This is a genomic window from Actinokineospora lacus, from assembly GCF_053813445.1.
In genome coordinates this window covers 154,893-174,816 of record NZ_JBQERA010000011.1, presented here as the reverse complement: position 1 = coordinate 174,816, position 19,924 = coordinate 154,893, and the positions used below count along the sequence as shown (strand labels likewise).

Annotated in this window: 17 protein-coding genes; 3 read left to right on the top strand and 14 right to left on the bottom strand. The window is 74.0% G+C overall.

Annotated features, from left to right (window positions below; translation table 11 throughout):
- Positions 1-29: 29 nt before the first annotated feature.
- The 12 genes from ACTG9Q_RS25530 to ACTG9Q_RS25475 all read right to left on the bottom strand — a co-directional run bounded on the left by ACTG9Q_RS25530 (position 30) and on the right by ACTG9Q_RS25475 (position 12,558).
- Positions 30-530 carry a D-glycero-alpha-D-manno-heptose-1,7-bisphosphate 7-phosphatase gene (locus ACTG9Q_RS25530; protein WP_455575426.1) on the bottom strand — a complete coding sequence of 167 codons (501 nt, stop codon included), beginning with the start codon at positions 528-530 and terminating at the stop codon, positions 30-32.
- Positions 531-593: 63 nt separating this feature from the next.
- On the bottom strand, positions 594-2,063 hold the full coding sequence (gene rfaE2, locus ACTG9Q_RS25525; protein ID WP_455575425.1) for a D-glycero-beta-D-manno-heptose 1-phosphate adenylyltransferase: 1,470 nt from the start codon (positions 2,061-2,063) through the stop codon (positions 594-596).
- Positions 2,060-3,379 carry an aldehyde dehydrogenase family protein gene (locus ACTG9Q_RS25520; RefSeq protein ID WP_455575533.1) on the bottom strand — a complete coding sequence of 440 codons (1,320 nt, stop codon included), beginning with the start codon at positions 3,377-3,379 and terminating at the stop codon, positions 2,060-2,062. Before ACTG9Q_RS25520 ends, rfaE2 begins: the two co-directional genes overlap by 4 nt.
- Entirely contained in the window at positions 3,376-4,062 is a 687-nt protein-coding gene (locus ACTG9Q_RS25515) for an SDR family oxidoreductase (RefSeq protein ID WP_455575424.1), read from the bottom strand. Before ACTG9Q_RS25515 ends, ACTG9Q_RS25520 begins: the two co-directional genes overlap by 4 nt.
- A 19-nt stretch (positions 4,063-4,081) precedes the next feature.
- Positions 4,082-5,575 (bottom strand): PfkB family carbohydrate kinase, encoded by a 1,494-nt coding sequence (locus ACTG9Q_RS25510; protein ID WP_455575423.1) that lies wholly within the window; start codon positions 5,573-5,575, stop codon positions 4,082-4,084.
- Positions 5,572-6,156, bottom strand: a complete 585-nt coding sequence (locus ACTG9Q_RS25505; RefSeq protein WP_455575422.1) for a D-sedoheptulose-7-phosphate isomerase — start codon at positions 6,154-6,156, stop codon at positions 5,572-5,574. Before ACTG9Q_RS25505 ends, ACTG9Q_RS25510 begins: the two co-directional genes overlap by 4 nt.
- Positions 6,153-7,367 (bottom strand): glycosyltransferase, encoded by a 1,215-nt coding sequence (locus ACTG9Q_RS25500; protein ID WP_455575421.1) that lies wholly within the window; start codon positions 7,365-7,367, stop codon positions 6,153-6,155. Before ACTG9Q_RS25500 ends, ACTG9Q_RS25505 begins: the two co-directional genes overlap by 4 nt.
- Positions 7,364-8,344 carry a glycosyltransferase gene (locus tag ACTG9Q_RS25495; RefSeq protein ID WP_455575420.1) on the bottom strand — a complete coding sequence of 327 codons (981 nt, stop codon included), beginning with the start codon at positions 8,342-8,344 and terminating at the stop codon, positions 7,364-7,366. Before ACTG9Q_RS25495 ends, ACTG9Q_RS25500 begins: the two co-directional genes overlap by 4 nt.
- A complete protein-coding gene (locus tag ACTG9Q_RS25490) occupies positions 8,341-9,357 on the bottom strand; it encodes a glycosyltransferase family 9 protein (protein ID WP_455575419.1) in 1,017 nt (338 codons plus the stop codon). The genes ACTG9Q_RS25495 and ACTG9Q_RS25490 overlap by 4 nt, the downstream gene beginning before the upstream one ends.
- Before the next feature lie 347 nt (positions 9,358-9,704).
- On the bottom strand, positions 9,705-10,853 hold the full coding sequence (locus tag ACTG9Q_RS25485; RefSeq protein ID WP_455575418.1) for a nucleotide disphospho-sugar-binding domain-containing protein: 1,149 nt from the start codon (positions 10,851-10,853) through the stop codon (positions 9,705-9,707).
- Positions 10,850-11,674 (bottom strand): TylF/MycF/NovP-related O-methyltransferase, encoded by an 825-nt coding sequence (locus ACTG9Q_RS25480; RefSeq protein WP_455575417.1) that lies wholly within the window; start codon positions 11,672-11,674, stop codon positions 10,850-10,852. Before ACTG9Q_RS25480 ends, ACTG9Q_RS25485 begins: the two co-directional genes overlap by 4 nt.
- A 23-nt stretch (positions 11,675-11,697) precedes the next feature.
- Entirely contained in the window at positions 11,698-12,558 is an 861-nt protein-coding gene (locus ACTG9Q_RS25475; protein ID WP_455575416.1) for an NAD-dependent epimerase/dehydratase family protein, read from the bottom strand.
- 309 nt (positions 12,559-12,867) lie between these two features.
- Between ACTG9Q_RS25475 and ACTG9Q_RS25470 the strand changes: the two genes are divergently transcribed.
- The 3 genes from ACTG9Q_RS25470 to ACTG9Q_RS25460 all read left to right on the top strand — a co-directional run bounded on the left by ACTG9Q_RS25470 (position 12,868) and on the right by ACTG9Q_RS25460 (position 17,117).
- Positions 12,868-14,079, top strand: coding sequence for a cytochrome P450 (locus tag ACTG9Q_RS25470; RefSeq protein ID WP_455575415.1), 1,212 nt, complete (start codon positions 12,868-12,870; stop codon positions 14,077-14,079).
- Between the two features lie 190 nt (positions 14,080-14,269).
- On the top strand, positions 14,270-15,625 hold the full coding sequence (locus ACTG9Q_RS25465) for a glycoside hydrolase family 43 protein (RefSeq protein WP_455575414.1): 1,356 nt from the start codon (positions 14,270-14,272) through the stop codon (positions 15,623-15,625).
- A 55-nt stretch (positions 15,626-15,680) separates the two neighbouring features.
- Positions 15,681-17,117, top strand: coding sequence for a family 43 glycosylhydrolase (locus ACTG9Q_RS25460; RefSeq protein WP_455575413.1), 1,437 nt, complete (start codon positions 15,681-15,683; stop codon positions 17,115-17,117).
- A 51-nt stretch (positions 17,118-17,168) separates the two neighbouring features.
- On the opposite strand, the gene mmsB is transcribed toward ACTG9Q_RS25460, so the two are convergent.
- Together mmsB and mmsA are read right to left on the bottom strand one after the other, a co-directional pair.
- A complete protein-coding gene (gene mmsB, locus ACTG9Q_RS25455; protein WP_455575412.1) occupies positions 17,169-18,395 on the bottom strand; it encodes a multiple monosaccharide ABC transporter permease in 1,227 nt (408 codons plus the stop codon).
- Positions 18,392-19,909: a multiple monosaccharide ABC transporter ATP-binding protein gene (gene mmsA, locus ACTG9Q_RS25450; RefSeq protein WP_455575532.1), complete on the bottom strand. Its 1,518-nt coding sequence runs from the start codon at positions 19,907-19,909 to the stop codon at positions 18,392-18,394. The genes mmsB and mmsA overlap by 4 nt, the downstream gene beginning before the upstream one ends.
- Positions 19,910-19,924: the final 15 nt, after the last annotated feature.

The window sequence follows — 19,924 nt, the reverse complement described above, 5'->3', positions numbered from 1 at the left end:
CTCGTCGGCGGGCTCGCGGGTCGGCGGGCTCACAGCACGAGCCGCACGGCGTCCAGGATCGTGGGGGCCACCAGCGGCGCGCTGTCCACCTCGGCGGGCAGCGTCCGTGGCGTGGGGACCAGCACGGCCCGCGCCCCCGCGGCCGCGGCGGCCTCGACGTCGGCGCCGATGTCGCCGATCACCACCGCCTCCGCGGGCGAGACGTCGAGGTCGGCACAGGCCGACAGGACCATCCCGGGCGCTGGCTTGCGGCAGTCGCACCCGTCGGCCGGACCGTGGGGGCAGAACCGCCAGGTGTCGAAGCACCCCAGCAACTCCTCCACCCTGGCGTTGACCGCCGCCACCTGCGCCAGGCTCAGCAGCCCCCTGGCGACACCCGACTGGTTGGACACCACCCCGGTGCGCACGCCACGCAGCCGGACCTCGTCCAGGGCCTCCCGGGCGGAAGGCATCAGCCGCACCAGCGCTGGATCACCGTTGTAGGGCACGTCGTGCACCAGGGTGCCGTCCCGGTCGAACAAGACCGCCATCGTGCGCATACGGCGACATACCCCGATACGCCGCTGCCTAGACATCGGCGTTGCCCTACTCGGTCACCGCGCCGCCCTGGTGACGATGCGATCGATCACCGCGGAGGTGGACTGGTCGGGCACGTAGTCCACGATGCGCACCTCGCCGCCGCAGGCGCGCACGACGGCGGCCTCGTCCAGCATCGACTCGGTGTAGTCGCCGCCCTTGACGTAGCAGTCCGGGCGCAGCGCGCGGATCAGCTCGGCCGGGCTGTCCTCGTCGAAGACGGTCACGTGGTCGACGCAGCTGAGCGCCGCCAGCACCTCGGCGCGGTCGGCCGCCGGGTTGACCGGCCTGCCCTCGCCCTTGAGCCTGCGCACGCTCGCGTCGCCGTTGACCGCGACGACCAGCACGTCACCGAGGCGGCGGGCCTGGGTGAGGTAGGCGACGTGGCCCCGGTGCAGGACGTCGAAGCAGCCGTTGGTGAACACCACCCGCCTGCCCTCGGCGCGGTCGCGGGCCACCCTGGCGCCCAGCGCCTGCGCGCCGATGGCGGCGCCCTGGTGGATGCCGAGGCGGGCGACCAGGTCCGCCGTCGTGCACACCGCCGTGCCCGGCCGGTGCACCACGATGTCGGCGGCGGCCTGGGCCAGCTCGGCGGCGGTGGACAGCGGCAGGCCAGCGGCGGCGGCGATGGTCAGCGCGGCGCAGAAGGTGTCCCCCGCGCCCGCGGCCTGGCTCTCCGGGGCCGGGTCGGCCCAGGTGCGGTGGCCGGGCCCGTCGTCGAGCAGCACCGAGCCGTCGCGGTCGAGGGTGACCACGACGGCCGCGCCGCCGGCCGCCGCGCGCACCTGGTCGCGGGCCTCGATGAGCACCCGGACGCGCTCGTCGGCGCCGTCGGGCAGCGCGGCGCCGAGCAGGTCGGCCAGCTCGCCCGCGTTCGGGGTGAGCAGGTCGGGCCGCACCACGGCCCACCGCGCGGGCTGGTGGGCGTCGACCACCAGCAGCGGGATGGAGTCGCGGCGCTCGGCGAGGAACCGGGCCAGGTGCGGGCCGCAGACCCCGAGGCCGTAGTCGCAGACGACCACGGCGTCGGCGCCCGCGATGGCCCGGCCCGCCGCCTCGGTGAGCGCGTCGGCGGTGTCCTGGCCGTGGTTCTGGGCCTCCCCCTCGTCGTAGCGGACCATGAGGTGGTCGGCGGCGAGCACCCGGTGCTTCACCACGGACTGGTGGCAGGCGACCAGCTCGCTCGTGTCCACACCGGACGCCTGAAGCAGCTCGCGCAGCTCGGCGCCTGCCGCGTCGGCCCCGACCGCGGCGACCAGGGCCGTCTCGGCGCCGAGGGCGGCGAGGTTGACGGCGGTGTTCGCCGCCCCGCCCGCCGCGGCGTGCCGGGAGTGCACCGACACCACCGGCGCGGGCGCCTCCCGGCAGAGCCTGCCCGCCTCGCCTTCGAGCCAGACGTCGAGGATGGCGTCGCCGAGCACGACGACCTTCGGCCGGCGCGCGGCCAGGGCGCGCGGCAGGTCCGGGGTGAGCGAGTGGGTGCTCACGACGCGCTCCCCGGCGGGCTGAGGTGGACGACCTTCGTCGTGGTCATCTCGTCCAGCAGCTCCGGGCCGTAGCCGAACCCGGTGCCGCTGAGGCGCCGGGGCTGGGCCGCGCCGCCGGGCGCGCCGCCGAAGACGGCGTTGACCTTGACCGTGCCGACGTCCAGGGTGCGCCAGGCCAGCTGGGCGTTCGCCATCGACGCGGTCAGGACGCTGCCCGCCAGGCCGTGGCGGTCCTCCGCTGCCAGGGCGAGCCCCTCGGCGAAGTCGGCGACCACCGCGACGGGCGCCACCGGGCCGAAGGTCTCCTCCGACATCACCGACATCGCCGGGGAGCAGTCGGAGAGCACCGTGGCCGGGTACCAGGAGCCCTGGCCCGAGGGCAGCACCCCGCCGGTCTGGAGCGTGGCGCCCGCGTCGATGGCCTCGGTGACGTGGCGGTGCACGCCCGCGCGGTGGTCCACGTCGACCAGCGGGCACAGCCGGTCGTTCCAGCGCTCGGCCTCGGCGACCAGCGCGGCCGTGAACGCCGCGGCGATGGCCTCGTGCGCGAAGACGCGCTCCACCGACGTGCACACCTGGCCCGCGTTGGCGTACGCGCCCAGGGCGACCTGTTCGGCCGCCCAGCGCGGGTCGACGTCGCCGTCGACCACGACCGCGTCGTTGCCGCCGTTCTCCAGCAGGGCCTTGGCCCCGGTGGCGACCGCCGCCGCGGCGATCGCCCGGCCGGCGTGGGTGCTGCCCACGTGGGCGACGACGTCCACGCGCGGGCTGCCCGCCAGCGCCGCGCCGGTGTCGCCGCCGCCGAAGACGGTCTGCAGGACGCCCTCGGGCAGGGCGTCGGCGAGCAACTCGCCGAGCAGCGCCCCGGTGCGGCAGGCGCGCTCGCTGGGCTTGTGCACGACGGTGTTCCCGGTGACCACGGCCGCGCCGAGCAGTCCGCAGGCGGTGGGCACGGGGTCGTTCCACGGCGTCAGCGCCACGACGACACCGCGCGGCTGCGGGATCATCAGGTCGGTGGCGTTCCACCCGCCCTGCAGCGAGCGCCCGCGGTGGACCGGGCCCAGTTCGGCGTACTGGTAGAGCGTGCCGATGCCCGCGCGCACCGACGCCTCGGCCTCGTCCAGCGGCCTGCCGGTGTCGTCGTGGTTGGCCTGAGCGAGGTCGCCCGCGCGGGCCGACAGCGCGTCGGCCGCCGCGCGCAGCGCCGCGCCGCGCTCGGCGGGCGCGGTGGCCGCCCACGCCGGGTACGCCCGGCGGGCGCGCTCGAGCACGTGGGCGGGCTCGGTGTCGATGACGGTGGGGACGAGGTCGGTCACGGCCACGACGGCTCCTGGTCCGGGCAGACGACCAGTTCCCTGATCTCGCACCCGGGCGGCGCGGTGAGCGCGTGCAGCACGCTGGCGGCCACGTCCTCGGGCCGGTTGAGCACGGCGTCGGCGCCCGGGCGGTACTGCTCGGGGCGGTCGTCGAAGAAGTGGGTGCGCATCCCGCCGGGGATCAGCAGCGTCACCCCGACCCGGCCCGCGGTCTCCATCGCCAGCGCCCGGGTGAACCCGACGACGCCGAACTTCGAGGCGCAGTAGGCGGTCGCGTCGCCCGCCGGGCGCAGGCCCAGGGTGGAGGCGACGGTGACGACCCGGCCGTGCGAGCGCAGCAGCGCGGGCAGCGCGGCGCGGACCACGGCGGCGGTGCCCATCAGGTTGACCCGCACCACCCGCTCCCAGTCCGCTGTGGACACCTGGTCCAGCCCGCCGCACGCGTCGGTGCCCGCCGCGGTGACCACGGCGTCGAGCCCGTCGGCCGAGAGCTCGGTGACGGCCCGCTCGGTTTCGACGCTGTCGGTCACGTCGACGGTCCGGTAGTCCCCCGCGGCCAGCGCGGGCGCCTGCTTGTCGAGCACCAGCGCCACACCGCCCGCGGCGGTGACCGCCTCGGCGACGGCGGCGCCCAGGCCGGACGCCCCGCCGCTGACCAGAACGCGGCCAGGATTGGTTGTCACGTCGTGTCCTCCCTCTTTGTCAGCCCGCCTCGGCCAGCGCGCAGGCCAGGCGGGTCGTGGAGCGGCCGGGCAGCAGCGGGGTGGTGACGATCCGGCCGCCCCAGCCGCGCACCAGGTCCGCTTCGGGCAGGTCGTCGGGGGCGTAGTCGCCGCCCTTGACCCAGATGTCGGGCCGCAGCCGGGCCAGCGCCCTGCGCGGGTCGTCCTCGCCGAAGACCACCACGGCGTCCACACAGGCCAGTGCCCGCAGCAGCGCGGCGCGGTCGGCCTCGCCCATGATCGGCCTGCGCGGGCCCTTGAGCCTGCGCACCGAGTCGTCGGAGTTCAGGCACACGATGAGGCAGTCGCCCAGCGCGCGCGCCGCGGCGAGGGTCTGGGCGTGGCCCGCGTGCACCAGGTCGAAGCAGCCCCCGGTGGCCACGACGGTCCCGCCGCGCGCCCGCACGGCGGCGATGAGCGCTTCCGGCGACGGCTCCGGCCCGCGCGCGGCCGACCCATTCCCAGCCGACCCATTCGCGGCCAAGCCGTTCCCAGCCAAGCCATTCGCGGCCAGGCCATTCGCCGACAACCCGCCAGCGGCCAACCCGCCAGCAGCCAGGCCGCCCCCAGCAAATCCAGCAGCAGCCAGCCCGCCCGCAGCCAGGGCCCGCGCGGACAGTCCACCCGCGGCCAAGGGGCCAGCGGACAGGCCGCCCGCGGCGAGGAACCGGCTCGCGGCGGCCACAGCGGCCGCCGTCGCCTCGCGGACGTCGGCGCCGTGGCGCAGCGCCTCGGCCGCCGCGGCGGCGAAGCGGTCACCGGCGCCGCAGGTGTCGCCCGCGTCCACCGCGGGCGCGGGCAGCGGTTCGGTGCCCAGCCCCCGCTCCAGCAGCGCGCCCCGCGCGCCGGTGGTCACCGCGACCGCGTGGGCCTGCCAGCGCTCGCGCAGCAGCAGGGCCGCCTCGGGCCCGGCGGTGCCCGCGAAGGCCGCCGCCTCGGCCTGGTTGGGCGTCACCAGCGTCACCCCCGGCACGGGCGCGGGTCCGCGCGGGTGCGGGTCCCACACGATCGGCACCGTGGACCGGGCGAGCAGCGCGCGCACCCGTTCGCAGGCGGCCAAGCCGCGCCCGTAGTCGGACACGAGCACCGCGTCGGCGTCCCGGATGGCGTCGAGCATCTCGTCGGTGGCCCGCGGCGGCGGCCCGTCGCCGCCGCGGTCCAGGCGCACCAGCGACTGGCCCGAGCAGCGGACCCTGGCCTTCACCGGGGTGCTCGACGCTTGCCCCGCCACGACGTCGATGCCCTGGAGAGCCGCGCGCAGCCGGGCGCCGTCGGCGTCCCCGGCGATCGCGGTCACCAGGCGCACGTCGGCGCCGTCCACGGCGGCCAGCGTCGCGGCCAGGCCCGCGCCGCCCGCGCGGTCGGTCTCCTGGGACACCTCGACCACCGGCACCGGCGCGTCCGGGCAGAGTCGGGTGCTGGTGCCGATGATGTCGATGTCCAGCAGGCAGTCCCCCACCACCACCAGGCTCATGACGCCCGCACCGCCTTCCGCGGCAGCGGCACGTCCAACGCCTGCTCGAACGCCGAGCACAGCAGGTGCACCAGGACCAGGTGCATCTCCTGGATGGTCGCCGTGCAGCCCGGCACGCACACCGCCTCGTCGCACATGGGGACCAGCGGGTTGGGCGCGGGGCCGGTCAGCCCCCACACCAGCGCCCCGGCCCTGGTGCCCGCCACGGCGGCGCGGCGCAGGTTCTCGCTGCGGCCGCTGGTGGACAGCAGCACCAGCACGTCGCCGGGGCGGGCGTGCGCCTCGACTTGGCGGGCGAAGACCTCGGCGTAGCCGTAGTCGTTGCCGATGGCGGTCAGGGTGGAGGTCTCGGCGTGCAGGGCCAGCGCGGAGAACGGCCTGCGGTCGCGGTCGAAGCGGCCGACCAGCTCGGCGGTCAGGTGCTGGGCCTCCGCGGCCGAGCCGCCGTTGCCCGCGGCCAGCAGCCGCCCGCCCGCGTCGAGCCGGGCGGCGAGGGTGCGGCCCCACCGGGTCAGCGTGTCGACCTGGCCGCGCACCGCGCTCAGCGCGGTGGCGATCTCGTCGAGGCGATCGCCGATCATCGTCCCTCCGCCACGGCTTCGCGGACGGCGGGGGTGCTCGGGCGCGCGCAGCGCTCGTAGACGCGCTCGGTGTCGGCGGCGACGCGGTCCCAGCCGTAGCGGGCGTGGGCGCGGTCGGCGCCCGCGATGCCGAGCATGGCGCGGCGCAGGTCGTCGGGCAGCAGCTCGCGCAGGCGCGCGGCCAGCGCCCTGGGGTCGCGCGGCGGCACGAGCACGCCGGTGATCCCGTCGACCACGGTGTCGGTCAGCCCGCCGACCGCGGCGGCCACCACCGGCACCCCGCAGGCCATCGCCTCGAGCGGCACGATCCCGAACGGCTCGTACCAGGGCACGCAGGCCACCACGTCGGCCGAGCGCAGCAGGGCGGGCATGTCCGCGCGGGAGACCTGTCCGATGAGGTGGACCCGGTCGGCCACGCCGAGCTGCCCGGCCAGCGCCATCAGCCCCCGCGCCCCGGGGTCGTCGGGCCTGCCCGAGCCGCCCGCGATGACCAGCTCGGTGTCGGGCACCAGGGGCAGCGCCCGCACCAGCGTGCCGTAACCCTTGCGCGGCACCAGCCTGCCGACGCTGACCACGCGGTGGGGCAGCCAGCGCGGCGCGCGCGGCCCCTCGGAGGTGAACCGGGCGAGGTCGACCCCGCACGGCACCACCGAGATCCGCTCGCGCGGCACCCCCATGCGCACCAGCTCGAACACCTCGTCCGAACAGGTCGCCGCGACCCGGTCGGCGCGGGCGCCGACCATGCGCTCCACGCGCAGCCGCTCGGGCGGGCTGGTGTCGGCGGCGCCCTGGTGGCGGCGCTTCACCACGCCGAGGGCGTGGAAGGTCTGCACCGTGGAGGTGGGCAGGTCGCCGGCGGCGACCACCGTCGCCAGGCCCGACATCCAGAAGTGTCCGTGCGCGACGTCCGGTGGTCGGCGCTGCCACCGGTCCCGCAGGCACTGGGCGAAGTCGCCCATGTGCGGGAGCAGGTCGTCCTTGGGGACCGGGCGGGGCGGACCCGCCGGGACGTGGACCACCCGGTACCCGGCGCCGGTGTCGACCTCCTCGGCGCTGTCCGGGTCGTCGCGCCGGGTGTAGACGGTCACGTCGTGCCCGCGCCTGGCCAGCGCCGCTGACAGTTCGGCGACGTGCAGGTTCTGACCACCCGCGTCCACCCCGCCGAGCGCGGCCAACGGGTTGGCGTGCTCGGACACCATGGCGATCCTCATGCTGCACCTCCGGTTCCGGCCACGGCGTGGCGGAGCACGCCGTTCCATGCGTCAAGGAAGGGGGCCAGCCCGTGGTGGGCGAGCGCGTGCTCGCGGGCCCGTGCGCCGGTGTCGGCTGCCAGGACTTGGTCCCCGATGAGTTTCGTGGCGGCCTCGACCAGGTCGGCGACCCGCGTGGAGACGAACCCGGCACCGGGCGGCACCGCCCGCGCGGCCTCGGTGGTGCCGAGCACGACCGGCGGCAGGCCCGCGTGCATCGACTCCAGCAGCGACAGGCCCAGCGAGGTCCACCGGTTGACGTGCAGGTAGACCCGGCGGCGGGCGAGTTCGGCGTGCAGCCGCGCGCTCGGCAGGTCCCCGACCGCCCGCAGCGCGTCGGTGTCGAGGCCGACCAGGTCGTTGAGCCCGGCCAGGCCCATCCCGAACACGTCGAGCCTGCCCGCCTCGGCGAAGCGGGGCAGCAGGTCGGTGCCGGTGACCCGGCCGCGCCGGACGGGCTCGTTGAGCACGACCGCCGCGGCGGGCAGCTCCCCGGTGAACAGGTGCCCGGGGTCGGGCACGCCGTGCTCGACGACGGTGGTGGGCGTGCTCCCGCAGTCCCACATCAGGTCGTTGAAATGGGTGACGTGCACCAGCGGCAGGTCGGGCCGGTCGGCCAGCGGGTGCCGGGTGTCGGGCACCGTCCCCTTGGGCGTGTTGTGCTCCAGGAACACCGCGGGCAGGTCGTGGCCCGGGGTCCGGCCGGTCAGCCCGCGGACCAGCTGCTCCTCCTCGGGGCGCTGCAGGACGACGACGTCGATCGGCTCGTCGGCCAGCGCGGCGAAGGGCACCTCGCGCACGGCGGCGGGCCAGTCCCGCCCCGCGCGGCCCAGCCCGTAGGCCCCGGCGCCGGGGGCGGTCGGCAGCAGGTACTCGTGCTCCCCCCGGACGAAGCCCTCCATCCAGCCGCCGTGCACGTGCCAGAGCAGGACCCTCACGCCGCCACCCCCACGAGCGCGTCGACCGCGTCGACCACCTCGGCCGCGCTCACCCCGTCCAGGCAGGGGTGTCCTGGCACCGGGCACTCCCGCGCCCGAGTGCCCGCGCACGGCGCGGCCTGGTCGCCGAGCAGGACCACGCGCCCCCGGTAGGGCGCCCACTTCACCGCGGGCACCACCGGCGCGAACAGCGAGACGATCGGCGTGCCGACGGCCGCGGCCAGGTGCGCGGGCCCGGTGTTGCCGACCACCACGGCGTCCGCCCCGGCCAGCACCCCGGCCAGCCGCGGGTACGACGTCCGGCCACCCAGGTCGAGCCCGTCGCGCCCGGCGACCCGCGCGGTGAGCTCCCGTTCGTCCGGCCCGCCGGTGACCACGACCCGGCGGCCCCGCGCGGCCAAGGCGGAGACCGCCTCGGCGCAGCGCGGCGGCGACCACGCCCGCGCGGGCGCGGCGGCTCCGGGGTGCACCACGACGTACGGATCAGCGCCCACCAGTTCGCCCACGTCCTCGATGCCCCGCACCCGCAGCCCGCCGTCGTCGCCGGGGGGCAGCGCGAACCCGGCCGCAGCGGCCACGGCCAGCGCCCGCTCGGGCTCCGGAACGCACTCCTCCACATCGGACCCGGGCCGCAGCCGCACGTCCAACAGCGACCCCGGGTAGTCCTCCGACACCGCCGCGATGAACCCGACGCCCGCCATCCGCAGCATCAGCGCCACCGGCAGCGGCGACTGGTGGAACGAGGTCAGCACCAGCGCGACGTCATACCCACCAAGCCTTTCCACCATTCCGGGCACATCAGACAGCTCCACCGCCTTCGGCCGCGCCGAGATCCACGGGCAGTCCCAGACGACGACCTCGGCGACCCCCGGCAGCATCCGCGCCGCCCGCTCCCCCGCGGGTCCACACAGCAGGGTGACCCGCCCACCGGCGGCCGCCGCCCGCACCGCGGGCCCGGCCGTCAGCACGTCCCCGTCGCTGTCCAGCCGGACCACAAGCACCTTCCGCTCCATGGTCGGCCGGATTGCCGCCGGAGGAGAAGTCGAAACATTGAGTAGCAACTACTACGGAACGTGACGCCCCGAGCCTCAACGCGACAGAAGTTGCCGATCGCCACCTCGACCCGAATGGCTCAGGCACCGCCCGGGGACACGGATGGTCGAGGCATGACCCCCGTCCCGGGAGGCCGATCCGACCAGCACGACAGGCCCTGCTGGGCGCGCTGTCCGCCGCCGACATGCGGGCATCATCGTGCGGCGTCATCGTTCTGGCGCCCTCGGGCGGTCATTACCGGACGGGCATCACCGGGCGGGGTCATCTGGCGAGGTCATCTGGCGGGCGGGGTCACGGGCGGCTGGCCTCACCGGGCGGTCAGCCTGGCGGTCACCTCCGCGATCATCTCCGGGGGGTCGGGCAGGGCGGCGTTCTCGGCGGCGACCTCGGCCACCGTGGCGTGCAGGTCGGTGTCCGCCAAGAGGGTGCGCATCGCGGACCTGAGGGTGTCCACAGTGGCCTCATCCGGCATCTGGACCAGGCCGACGCCGCGGCGGTGCAGGGCGTCGGCGATGTCGAACTGGTCGGCCATGTGGGGCAGGGCGAGCTGGGGCACGCCCGCGGCCAGGGCGTTCGCCGCCGAACCCGGGCCGCCGTGGTGCACGACCGCCGCGCACGTCGGCAGCAGGGCCGAGAGGGGGACGTACCCGGCGAGGCGGACGTTGTCCGGCAGGTCGATGGCCGAGAGGTCGGCGTGGCCGTTGGCGACCACCACCTCGACGTCCAGCTCCGCCGCGGCGGACAGGAGCCGGGCGAACATGCCGGTGCCCGAGGCCCACGGGACGACGGTGCCCAGGGTGACGCACAGCCGTGGCCGGGCGGCCTGGTAGATCCAGCCCGGCAGCTCGCCACCGCCGTTGAACGGGATGAAGCGGCACGGCACCACCGCGTCCGGGGTCGACGGGCGCAGGCTGCGCGGGCCGGGGTCGACCACGGCGAGCGGGGTGACCGGGTCGTCGGCGATGTTGTGCTTGCGGCGGAAGGGGTCCAGCTCCCGCCAGACGCCTCCGATCATCGCCGGGCCGGTCTGGCCCATGGCGAAGGTGTGCTGCACCAACGGGATGCCGTGCGCCTTGGCGGCCAGCGGTCCCGCGCCGTCCAAGGCCGAGTGCACGACGCAGTCTGGGCGCCAGTCGGCGGCGAGGTCGACGGCGGCCTCGGCCATGTCGGCACTGCACGCGCCGAACAGGCGGACCACCAGTGCCTCGGGGGTTCCGCGGGCGCCGTCGGCGGCGGGGGCGGGCATGGGCGGGGGCGCCTGTGCGCGGAAGCGGGTCATCGGGTTCTGGCCGTCGGCCAGGTCGACGGCGGCCAGGCCCGCGCCCCGGGCGGCGGCGAGGGCGTCGCCCGCGGTCGCCACCACGACCTGGTGCCCGGCGGCCGAGGCGGCCCACGCCGAGGCCACCAGCGGGAAGACGTGGCCGACGAGCGGGGAGGCGACGAACAGCAGCTTCATGCCCGCGCCTTCCGCCAGTACACCGCGTCCTCGTCGATGACCTCCAGCTTGGGGTCCTCCTCGACCGACTTGAGGTAGTCGTGGACGGCCCTGCGGCACTGGTCGACCGACTGGTAGTCGTCGATGATCACGTACCCGCCGGGCGACACCTTGGGGTACAGCGCTTCCAGCGCGACGTGGGTGGAGTCGTAGAGGTCGGCGTCGACCCGCAGGACGGCCAGGCGCTCGACCGGGGCGGCGGGCAGGGTGTCGTCGAACCAGCCCGGCAGGAAGCGGACCTGGCCGTCGAGGAGCCCGTAGCGCTCGAAGGTGTCGCGCACCTCCTGCTCGGAGGTGCCGACGAGGAACTGGCCGTAGAGGTCGTCGCCGGTCACCTCGCGGCCCGCCATGGCGTCCTGGAACTTCTCGAAGTCCTCGGCCAGTTCCGGGTAGAAGGTCTCCAGCGGCTGCATCTGCTCCGCCGACGGCTCGGGGAAGCCCTGGAAGGAGTCGGCCAGCCAGACCACGCGGTCGGTGACGCCGTGGGCGAGCAGGACGCCCCGGGCGTAGACCATCGCGCCGCCGCGGGCGACACCCGCTTCCAGCAGGTCGCCGGGAACCCCGTCGGCCAGCACGCTTTCCACCAGCGTGCGCAGATTCTCCAGGCGGCGGAACCCGATCATCGAGTGGGCCTGGCTCGGCCAGTCCCTGCCCAGCTCGCGGGTGGCCAGGTCGAAGGTGTCGTCGGGGCGCCACGGGGTGGGGATCGGCGGGTCCTCGTAGATCGTGTTGGTCACCGTGCGCTTGAGCAGATCGAGATACATCTCGCGGCTGCTGTCCATGCCCGTCCTCCTGCTTCGTCTGCTCAGGCCCGCGCGACCGCGGTGCACGTGAGTCGGATGCCTTGCGCCAGCGGGGTGGTCGGCAGCCACCCCAGGGTGGCCCTGGCCAGCCCGATGTCCAGCCACACCTGCCGCCGGTCGACCGCCCGCGCGCCGTCGCGGTCGACCACCGGCTCGTCCTGGCCGGTGGCCGCGGCGACCAGCCGGGCCACGTCGCGCAGCGCGGTCGGCTCGCCGCTGCCGACGTTGAGCACCGGCGCCGCGGGCCGCCCGCGCCGGTGCAGGCGCAGCAGCAGGTCCATGAGGTCATCGATGTAGAGGTAGTCGCGGACGGTGTCGAGGCTGCCGAACACCCGCAGCGGCTCGCCGCGGCCCGCGGCGTCCAGCCAGTGCGCGATCACGCCCTGGCCGGTGCCCGCGCGCTGGCCCCGGCCGTAGAGGTTGGCCAGCCTCAGCACGGTGGCGGGCAGCGCGGACTCGGTGATCAGCCGCTCCTGGGCCAGCTTCACCCTGGCGTAGGCCGTGGTGGGCCGGACCGGGTCCGACTCCCGGTAGGGCGGCAGGCCCTCCGGGTCGTAGCAGGCGCCCCCGGAGCCTGCCAGCACCACGTGCGGCGCGGCCGTGCCGCCGAGCCGGTCGAGCACCCGGCGCACCAGGTCCACGTCCTCGGCGCAGCGCTGCGGGCTGGTCTCCGCCGACAGCGGGGTGACGCTGCCCGCCATCAGGTACACCGTGGCGGCCGCGCGCAGCTCCCGCGCCGAGGGCAGCGGATCGGAACGGGTGACCGCGCGCACCGGAACACCGTGTGAGGTCAGCGCCGCGCACAGGCGGGCGCCGAGGAAACCAGCGCCGCCTATCACGACTGCCGACTGATCACTGGTCATGGTAGCCCATTTCCACCCGCCGTCCGGACGCCGAATTCACCCAGAACACAAATATCACCGACCACCAGGACAGCCGGGTCCCCGGCACACCCCGCAGCCATCACCGCGCACTGAACCACCAGCTCAGAGCCCATGGGCACACCGCACATACATCGCGGTTCCAATGACCCGACAGTCAATTTATAGAGCACTTCCAGCGTCCTTTCAGAGATGCTATTCGACGTCGGAGTACTCCTTGACAACACCTGGCGGCAAAAGCATCCTCGGACCTGAGCTGAATCGACGAGCCGGGGTAAGGACACCATTTACATGACAACGGAAGCGCCCCGCGAGGCGACCGCCGCCTACCCGTTCCCCGCCCGCTGCCCGTTCCAGCAGCCCGAGGAGCTGGCGTGGCGGCGGCGCAACGCCCCGGTCGCCCCGGTCGTCCTCGGCACCGGCGCCCGCGGCTGGCTCGTCACCCGCCACGACGACGTGCGCGCCGTGCTCGCCGACGAGCGCTTCAGCAGGCGCCCGGTCCGCGACGCCGCCGTCAGCAGGCAGCGGGGACCGGCGCCCGCCTTCGACTTCGGCGCCTCGATCGCCGATCCCGAGCAGCACGCCCGCTGGCGCAGGCTGACCGCGCGGGTGTTCAACCCCCGGCAGGCCGAGGCCATGCGGCCCCGGGTCGCCGCCGTCGTCGAGGACCTGCTCGACGAGACCGAGGAGCGGGGCAGGCCCGCCGACCTGATGGACACGCTGGCGTTCCCGCTGCCCCTGCGGGTCCTGCTCGCGCTGTTCGACGTCCCGGACGACCTGCGGGTGGGCTTCCTCGACTGGGCCACCGCCCTGCGCACCTCCGGCGCGTCGATGGCCGCGTTCAGCGAGGCCATGAACGCCCTGCACGCGTCGGTGCGGGAGCTGGTCGCCCGCGCCGGGACCGAGCCGCGCGGCGTCGTCGGCGAGCTGCTGGCCGTCCGGGGCGAGGACGGCGAGTCCTGCTCGGAGGACCTGGCCGTCTCGACGATGATGCTGATGACCGTCGCCGGGTACGAGACGGTCGCCACCCAGTTCGGCAACGGGCTGCTGGCCCTGTTCCAGCACCCCGACCAGCTCGACCTGCTGCGGCGCGGCGGGGTCGGCGTCGAGCCCGCGGTCGAGGAGGTTCTGCGCTACGCCCAGGCGGGCACCGGCTTCGCGGGCATGACCTTCCCCTCGACCGAGGTCACCCTCGGGACCACGACGATCCCGGCGGGCGAGCCGGTGCTCATCTCGATCGACTCCGCGGGCCGCGACGAGGACCAGGTGCCCGACCCGGACACCTTCGACCTGACCCGCGGCGCCGCCCGCCACCACCTGACCTTCGGCTTCGGCGCGCACTTCTGCCTCGGCGCCCCGCTGGCCCGCGTCGAGCTCCAGGAGGCGCTGGGCCGGACCCTGCGCCGCTTCCCCGGGCTGCGCGCCGAGTGCGATCCCGCCGCTCCCGAGATGACGGCGAACCGGTTCACCCGCTACCCGCTGCGGTTGCCGGTCAGCTGGTGACGCGCAGTTGTTATCGCTAACAAGCATCGCTGCGCGACCCGGTTTCCGCCTGTTGAGTTAACACAACCCTGCTGTTAGCGTTAACAGTCAAGTCGCGGCCCGACGGGAAACGTCCGCAAGCACCCCGCCACGGGACCGCTGTGCCCCACGCACGGCGGTCCCGTGCTCGGAGCTGCACAGGAGGGCCCCGATGCCTGCTCGCGATCGCCGACGTCCGCTCCGCACCTGCCTCGCCGTGACCGCCGCCGCGGTCGCCGCGGCCGTGCTGGTCCCCGCCCCCGCCGCCGTGGCGGCGGGACCCGCGCCGCACTACCTGATGACCGCGTTCACCAACAGCAGCGAGTCGAACATGTACGTCTACGACTCCGCGAACGCCACCACCTTCGACCTCGTCCGCGCCAACGCCTACCAGCCGCCGTCCGGGCTCATCCGCGACCCCAGCGTCATCCGGCACAGCGACGGCTACTACTACCTCGTCTACACCACCGGGTGGACCGGCAACACCATCGGCTTCGCCCGCAGCGCCGACCACACGAACTGGACGTTCCTGCGCACCGTCACCGTCGGCCTCAACGGCTCCACCGGCAGCACCTGGGCGCCGGAGTGGTTCAAGGACAGCGACGGCAGCGTGCACGTCGTCTACTCCGCCTCGACCGCCGGGACCGGCGGGCAGTTCCGCCCGTACCGGATCACCGCGACCAACGGCGACCTCTCGGCGTGGAGCGCGCCCGCCCTGCTGGGCATCCCCGCCAACTACATCGACAGCTTCATCGTCAAGGTCGGCGGCACCTACCACAACTTCCTCAAGAACGAGAACACCAAGTACATCGAGCACGCCACCGCCACCTCGCTGACCGGTCCCTGGCGCTTCGTCGGCACGGGCAACTGGGCGGGCTGGGGAGCGGGCCTGGAGGGCCCGGCCCTGGTGCGGCTGCCGGACGGGCGCTGGCGCCTCTATTTCGACCAGTACGGCAACGGCCGCTACTACTACACCGACAGCGCCGACCTGAACTCCTTCTCCGCCAAGGTCGAGCTGCCCGGCCTGTCCGGCACCGCGCGCCACTTCACCGTGCTGCGCGAGGACGTCGGCGACAGCACGGCCGTCCCCACGGGCAGCCGGTCCCTGCGCTCGGCGAACTTCCCCGACCGCCACCTCAGGCACCGCGACTCGGCCGCCCGCATCGATCCACTGGGCACGTCCAGCCCGCTCGCCGACCGCCGCGACGCCACCTTCACCATCAGCGCGGGACTGGCCAACAGCGGCTGCTATTCCCTGCAGTCGGCCAACGTCCCCGGCCACTACCTGCGCCACTTCGACCGGCGGCTGGTCCTGGCCGCCAACGACGGCTCGGCGACCTTCCGCAACGACGCCACGTTCTGCGGGCGCGCCGGGCTGAGCGGGGCGGGGACCGTCTCGTTCGAGTCCTACAACTACCCCGGCTTCTACTTGCGGCACTACAACTACGAGCTGCGCCTGGACCCCCGCGCGAGCGGCTCGGTGTTCGCCGGGGACGCCTCGTTCACGGTGACCTCGCCCCTGTCCTGACCCCTCGCTGTCCTGCCCCCTCGCTGCCCTGACCCCTCGACCAAGAGGACCAGCCATGCCCAGATCCCAATGGATCGGCGTGCTCGCGCTGACGTTGCTCGCCACGCTCGTCTCCCCGCTACCCGCCGCCCAGGCCTCCCCAGCCGTCCAGCACACCAACCCGATCGCCAACAACCGGGCCGACCCGCACATCGTCAAGCACACCGACGGCTACTACTACTTCACCGCCACCGCACCGGAATACGACCGGATCATCCTGCGCAGGGCCACCACCATCCAGGGCCTGTCGAGCGCGCCGGAGACGGTGATCTGGCGCAAGCACGCCAGTGGCGAGATGGGCGCGCACATCTGGGCGCCGGAGATCCACTTCATCAACGGCAAGTGGTACGTCTACTTCGCCGCGGGCAGCACCAGCGACGTCTGGCGCATCCGGATGTACGTGCTGGAGACCTCCGCCGCCAACCCGCTCACCGGCGCGTGGACCGAGCGCGGCCGGATCACCACGCCGTGGGACACGTTCTCCCTCGACGCCTCGACCTTCGTGGCCAACGGCGTGCGCTACCTGACCTGGGCCCAGGCCGAACCCGGCATCTCGACCAACTCCAACGTCTACATCGCCAGGATGGGCGCGAACCCGTGGACCATCACCGGGACGACGACCCGGCTGACGGTCCCGACCCTGGCCTGGGAAACCCGCGGCGGCGTCCGGGTCGCCGAGGGGCCGTCGGTGATCCAGCGCAACGGGCGCGTCTTCATGACCTACTCGGCCAGCGCCACCGACGCCAACTACTGCCTGGGCATGCTCACCGCGTCGGCCTCGGCGAACCTGCTCAGCGCGTCGTCGTGGACGAAGTCCCCGAACCCGGTGTTCGAGAGCAACGCGGCGACCGGGCAGTACGGCCCCGGCCACAACTCCTTCACCGTCTCCGAGGACGGCCAGAGCGACATCCTGGTCTACCACGACCGCAACTACCGCGACATCTCCGGTGACCCGCTGCGCGACCCGAACCGCCGCACCCGGGTGCAGAAGGTCTACTGGAACCCCGACGGCACGCCGAACTTCGGCATCCCGGTCGCCGACGGCGTCACCCCGGTGCGACTGAAGGCTTACAACGTCGCCAACGGCTTCGTGCGCCACTGGGAGTACCAGGGCCGGGTGGAGGCCAACCCGCTGCCGCTGGCCGACTCCCAGTTCCGGATCGTGCCCGGCCTCGCCGGTTCCGGCACGGTGTCGCTGGAGTCGACCAACTTCCCCGGCTACTTCCTGCGCCACCGCGCCTACGAGATGTGGGTGGAGCGCAACGACGGCTCCGCGGTCTTCCGCGGCGACGCCAGCTTCACCCGCCGCGCCGGGCTGGCGAGCGGCTCCGCGGTGTCCTTCGAGTCGCAGAACTTCCCCGGCCGCTACCTGCGCCACAGCGCAGGCAGGCTGTACCTGCAGGCGACCCCGGACACCCAGTCCCGCGCCGACGCCACGTTCATCCTGGAGTAGGCGAAAGGCCCTCGGGAGGCGCGCCTCCCGAGGGCCTTCGCGGCACAGCGGTCAGCGGGTGGCGCCGCCGCGGCGCTTGGTCCACACGTCGTAGGCGACCGCGGCCAGCAGCACGATGCCCTTGACCAGCATCACCTGCTCGCTCGGCGCGCCGATCAGCGACATCCCGTTGTTGATGACGCCCATGATGAGCCCGCCGGTGATCGCGCCGATGACCTTGCCGACGCCGCCCTGCACCGCGGCGCCGCCGATGAACGCCGCCGCGATGGCGTCGAGCTCGAAGGACGTGCCCGCGGTCGGACCGGCCTGGTCGAGCCTGCCCGCGAACACCACGCCCGCCAGCGCGGCGAGCACGCCCATGTTGACGAACACCCAGAACGTCACCTTCGGCACCCGCACGCCGGAGAGGGTCGCCGCCTGGATGTTGCCGCCGATCGCGTAGATGTGGCGGCCGAACACCGACCGGTTGGCGAGCAGGGTGTACCCGAGCACCAGCACCGCGAGCAGGACCAGCACCCACGGGAGGTTGTTGAACCGGGCCAGCTGCACGACCACGAACAGCACCACCGCGGCGGCGAACAGGATTCGGGCCAGGAACAGCGGCATCGGGTCGACGTTCTGCCCGTAGCCCAGGCGGGCCAGCCGGGTGCGCCACTGCGCGGCGGCGAAACCGGCCACCACCAGCACGCCCACGACCAGGCTCACCAGGTCTGCCCCGCCCAGCGGGCCGAGGCCGACGTTGCCGAGGTAGCCGCCGGTGAAGCCGTTGGCCAGGGTGCTGATCTCCTCGGGGAACGGCCCGATGCCCTGGTTGCCCAGCACGCTCAGGGTGAGCGCGCGGAAGACCAGCATGCCGCCCAGGGTCACGATGAACGCCGGGATGCCGAAGTACGCCACCCAGTACCCCTGCGCCGCGCCGATGAGCCCGCCCGCCGCCAGGGTGGCCAGCACGGCCAGCCACCACGGCAGTCCCATTTGGACGGTCAGCACCGCGCAGATCGCCCCGGTGAGGGCCACCACCGAGCCGACCGAGAGGTCGATGTGCCCGGCGATGATCACCAGGATCATGCCGATCGACAGGATCAGCACGTAGGAGTTCTGCACGATGATGTTGGAGATGTTCTGCGGCTGCAGCAGGTCGCCGTCGGTGAGGACGGCGAACAGCGCGACGATGATCCCGAACGCGACGTAGATGCCGCTCTGCCGCAGGTTGACCTTGAACCTGCGGGGCGCGGCGGCGGCGGGCTCGGTGGGCCGGGTCGCGAGGTCGGCGCTCATCGGCGGGCCTCCTGCCCCTGGGTCATGTACCGCATCAGGCGCTCCTGGGTGGCTTCCGCTCGGGGCAGCTCGCCGGTGATCCGGCCCCCGGACAGCGCGTAGACGCGGTCGCAGAGCCCGAGCAGCTCCGGCAGTTCCGAGGAGATGACCAGGACCGCCTTGCCCTGGTCGGCGAGGGAGTTGACGATGGTGTAGATCTCGTACTTCGCGCCGACGTCGACCCCGCGGGTGGGCTCGTCGAGGATCAGCACGTCCGGCTCGGTGAACATCCACTTGGCCAGCACGACCTTCTGCTGGTTGCCGCCGCTGAGCGTGCGCGTGGAGGTCAGCACGTCCGGGGCCTTGATCCGCAGCGCGCCGCGGAACCGCTCGGCGGCGCGGTACTCGGCGTGCTCGTCGACCCAGCCGCGGCGGGCCAGCGAGCGCAGGCCCGCCGCGGAGACGTTGCGCCGGATGTCCTCGACCAGGTTGAGGCCGTAGCGCTTGCGGTCCTCGCTGACGTAGGCGATGCCGTTGCGGATCGCCGCGCGCACGGTCCGCACGTCGATCTCCCGGCCGTCCTTGATGACCCGCCCGGAGATGCCCACCCCGTAGGAGCGGCCGAACACGCTCATGGCCAGCTCGGTGCGCCCGGCGCCCATCAGGCCCGCGAGGCCGACGATCTCCCCGCGCCGCAGGCTCAGCGTGGCGTTGTCGACCACCACCCGCCCGGGGATGCTCGGGCTGTGCACCGTCCAGTCCTCGATGCGCAGCACCTCCTCCCCCACCCGCGGCTCGCGGGGCGGGAAGCGGTGTTCGAGGTCGCGGCCCACCATCCCGGCGATGATCCGCTGCTCGGTCACCTCGCCCGCGTGCACGTCGAGGGTCTCCACGGTCCGCCCGTCGCGCAGGATGGTGACGCGGTCGGCGATCTCGGTGATCTCGTTGAGCTTGTGGGAGATCACCACGCAGGTGATGCCGTCCTCGCGCAGGCCGCGCAGCAGGTCGAGCAGGTGCGCGGAGTCGTCGTCGTTCAGCGCGGCGGTCGGCTCGTCCAGGATGAGCAGGCTGACCTTCTTGGACAGGGCGCGGGCGATCTCCACCAGTTGCTGCTTGCCCACGCCCAGCTCCCCGGCCGGGGTGACCGGGTTCTCCCGCAGGCCCACCCGGCGCAGCAGGGCCTCGGCCGCGTGGTTGGTGCGGTTCCAGTCGATCAGCCCGCGGGTGGCGCGCTCGTTGCCGAGGAACAGGTTCTCGGCGACGGAGAGCGCGGGCACCAGCGCCAGCTCCTGGTGGATGATCACGATGCCGCGGGCCTCGCTGTCGCGCACGGTGGAGAACGCGCACACCTGCCCGTCGAAGTCCACCTCGCCGCTGTAGGACCCGTGCGGGTACACGCCGGAGAGGATCTTCACCAGGGTGGACTTGCCCGCGCCGTTCTCCCCGCAGATGGCGTGGATCTCGCCGCGGCGCACCGACAGCTCGACCTCGGCCAGCGCGGTCACGCCGGGGAACGTCTTGGTGATCCCGCGCATCGACAGGATGTCGGC

What these genes read in the sequence shown, in the direction of transcription:
- ACTG9Q_RS25465 (WP_455575414.1), top strand. Translation starts at nt 14,270, where the DNA reads ATGCCTGCTCGCGATCGCCGACGTCCGCTCCGCACCTGCCTCGCCGTG.
- ACTG9Q_RS25485 (WP_455575418.1), bottom strand. Translation starts at nt 10,853, where the DNA reads ATGAAGCTGCTGTTCGTCGCCTCCCCGCTCGTCGGCCACGTCTTCCCG.
- mmsB (WP_455575412.1), bottom strand. Translation starts at nt 18,395, where the DNA reads ATGAGCGCCGACCTCGCGACCCGGCCCACCGAGCCCGCCGCCGCCGCG.
- ACTG9Q_RS25480 (WP_455575417.1), bottom strand. Translation starts at nt 11,674, where the DNA reads ATGGACAGCAGCCGCGAGATGTATCTCGATCTGCTCAAGCGCACGGTG.
- ACTG9Q_RS25510 (WP_455575423.1), bottom strand. Translation starts at nt 5,575, where the DNA reads ATGAGCCTGGTGGTGGTGGGGGACTGCCTGCTGGACATCGACATCATC.
- ACTG9Q_RS25505 (WP_455575422.1), bottom strand. Translation starts at nt 6,156, where the DNA reads ATGATCGGCGATCGCCTCGACGAGATCGCCACCGCGCTGAGCGCGGTG.
- ACTG9Q_RS25500 (WP_455575421.1), bottom strand. Translation starts at nt 7,367, where the DNA reads ATGAGGATCGCCATGGTGTCCGAGCACGCCAACCCGTTGGCCGCGCTC.
- ACTG9Q_RS25490 (WP_455575419.1), bottom strand. Translation starts at nt 9,357, where the DNA reads ATGGAGCGGAAGGTGCTTGTGGTCCGGCTGGACAGCGACGGGGACGTG.
- ACTG9Q_RS25475 (WP_455575416.1), bottom strand. Translation starts at nt 12,558, where the DNA reads ATGACCAGTGATCAGTCGGCAGTCGTGATAGGCGGCGCTGGTTTCCTC.
- ACTG9Q_RS25470 (WP_455575415.1), top strand. Translation starts at nt 12,868, where the DNA reads ATGACAACGGAAGCGCCCCGCGAGGCGACCGCCGCCTACCCGTTCCCC.
- ACTG9Q_RS25530 (WP_455575426.1), bottom strand. Translation starts at nt 530, where the DNA reads ATGGCGGTCTTGTTCGACCGGGACGGCACCCTGGTGCACGACGTGCCC.
- mmsA (WP_455575532.1), bottom strand. Translation starts at nt 19,909, where the DNA reads ATGCGCGGGATCACCAAGACGTTCCCCGGCGTGACCGCGCTGGCCGAG.
- ACTG9Q_RS25460 (WP_455575413.1), top strand. Translation starts at nt 15,681, where the DNA reads ATGCCCAGATCCCAATGGATCGGCGTGCTCGCGCTGACGTTGCTCGCC.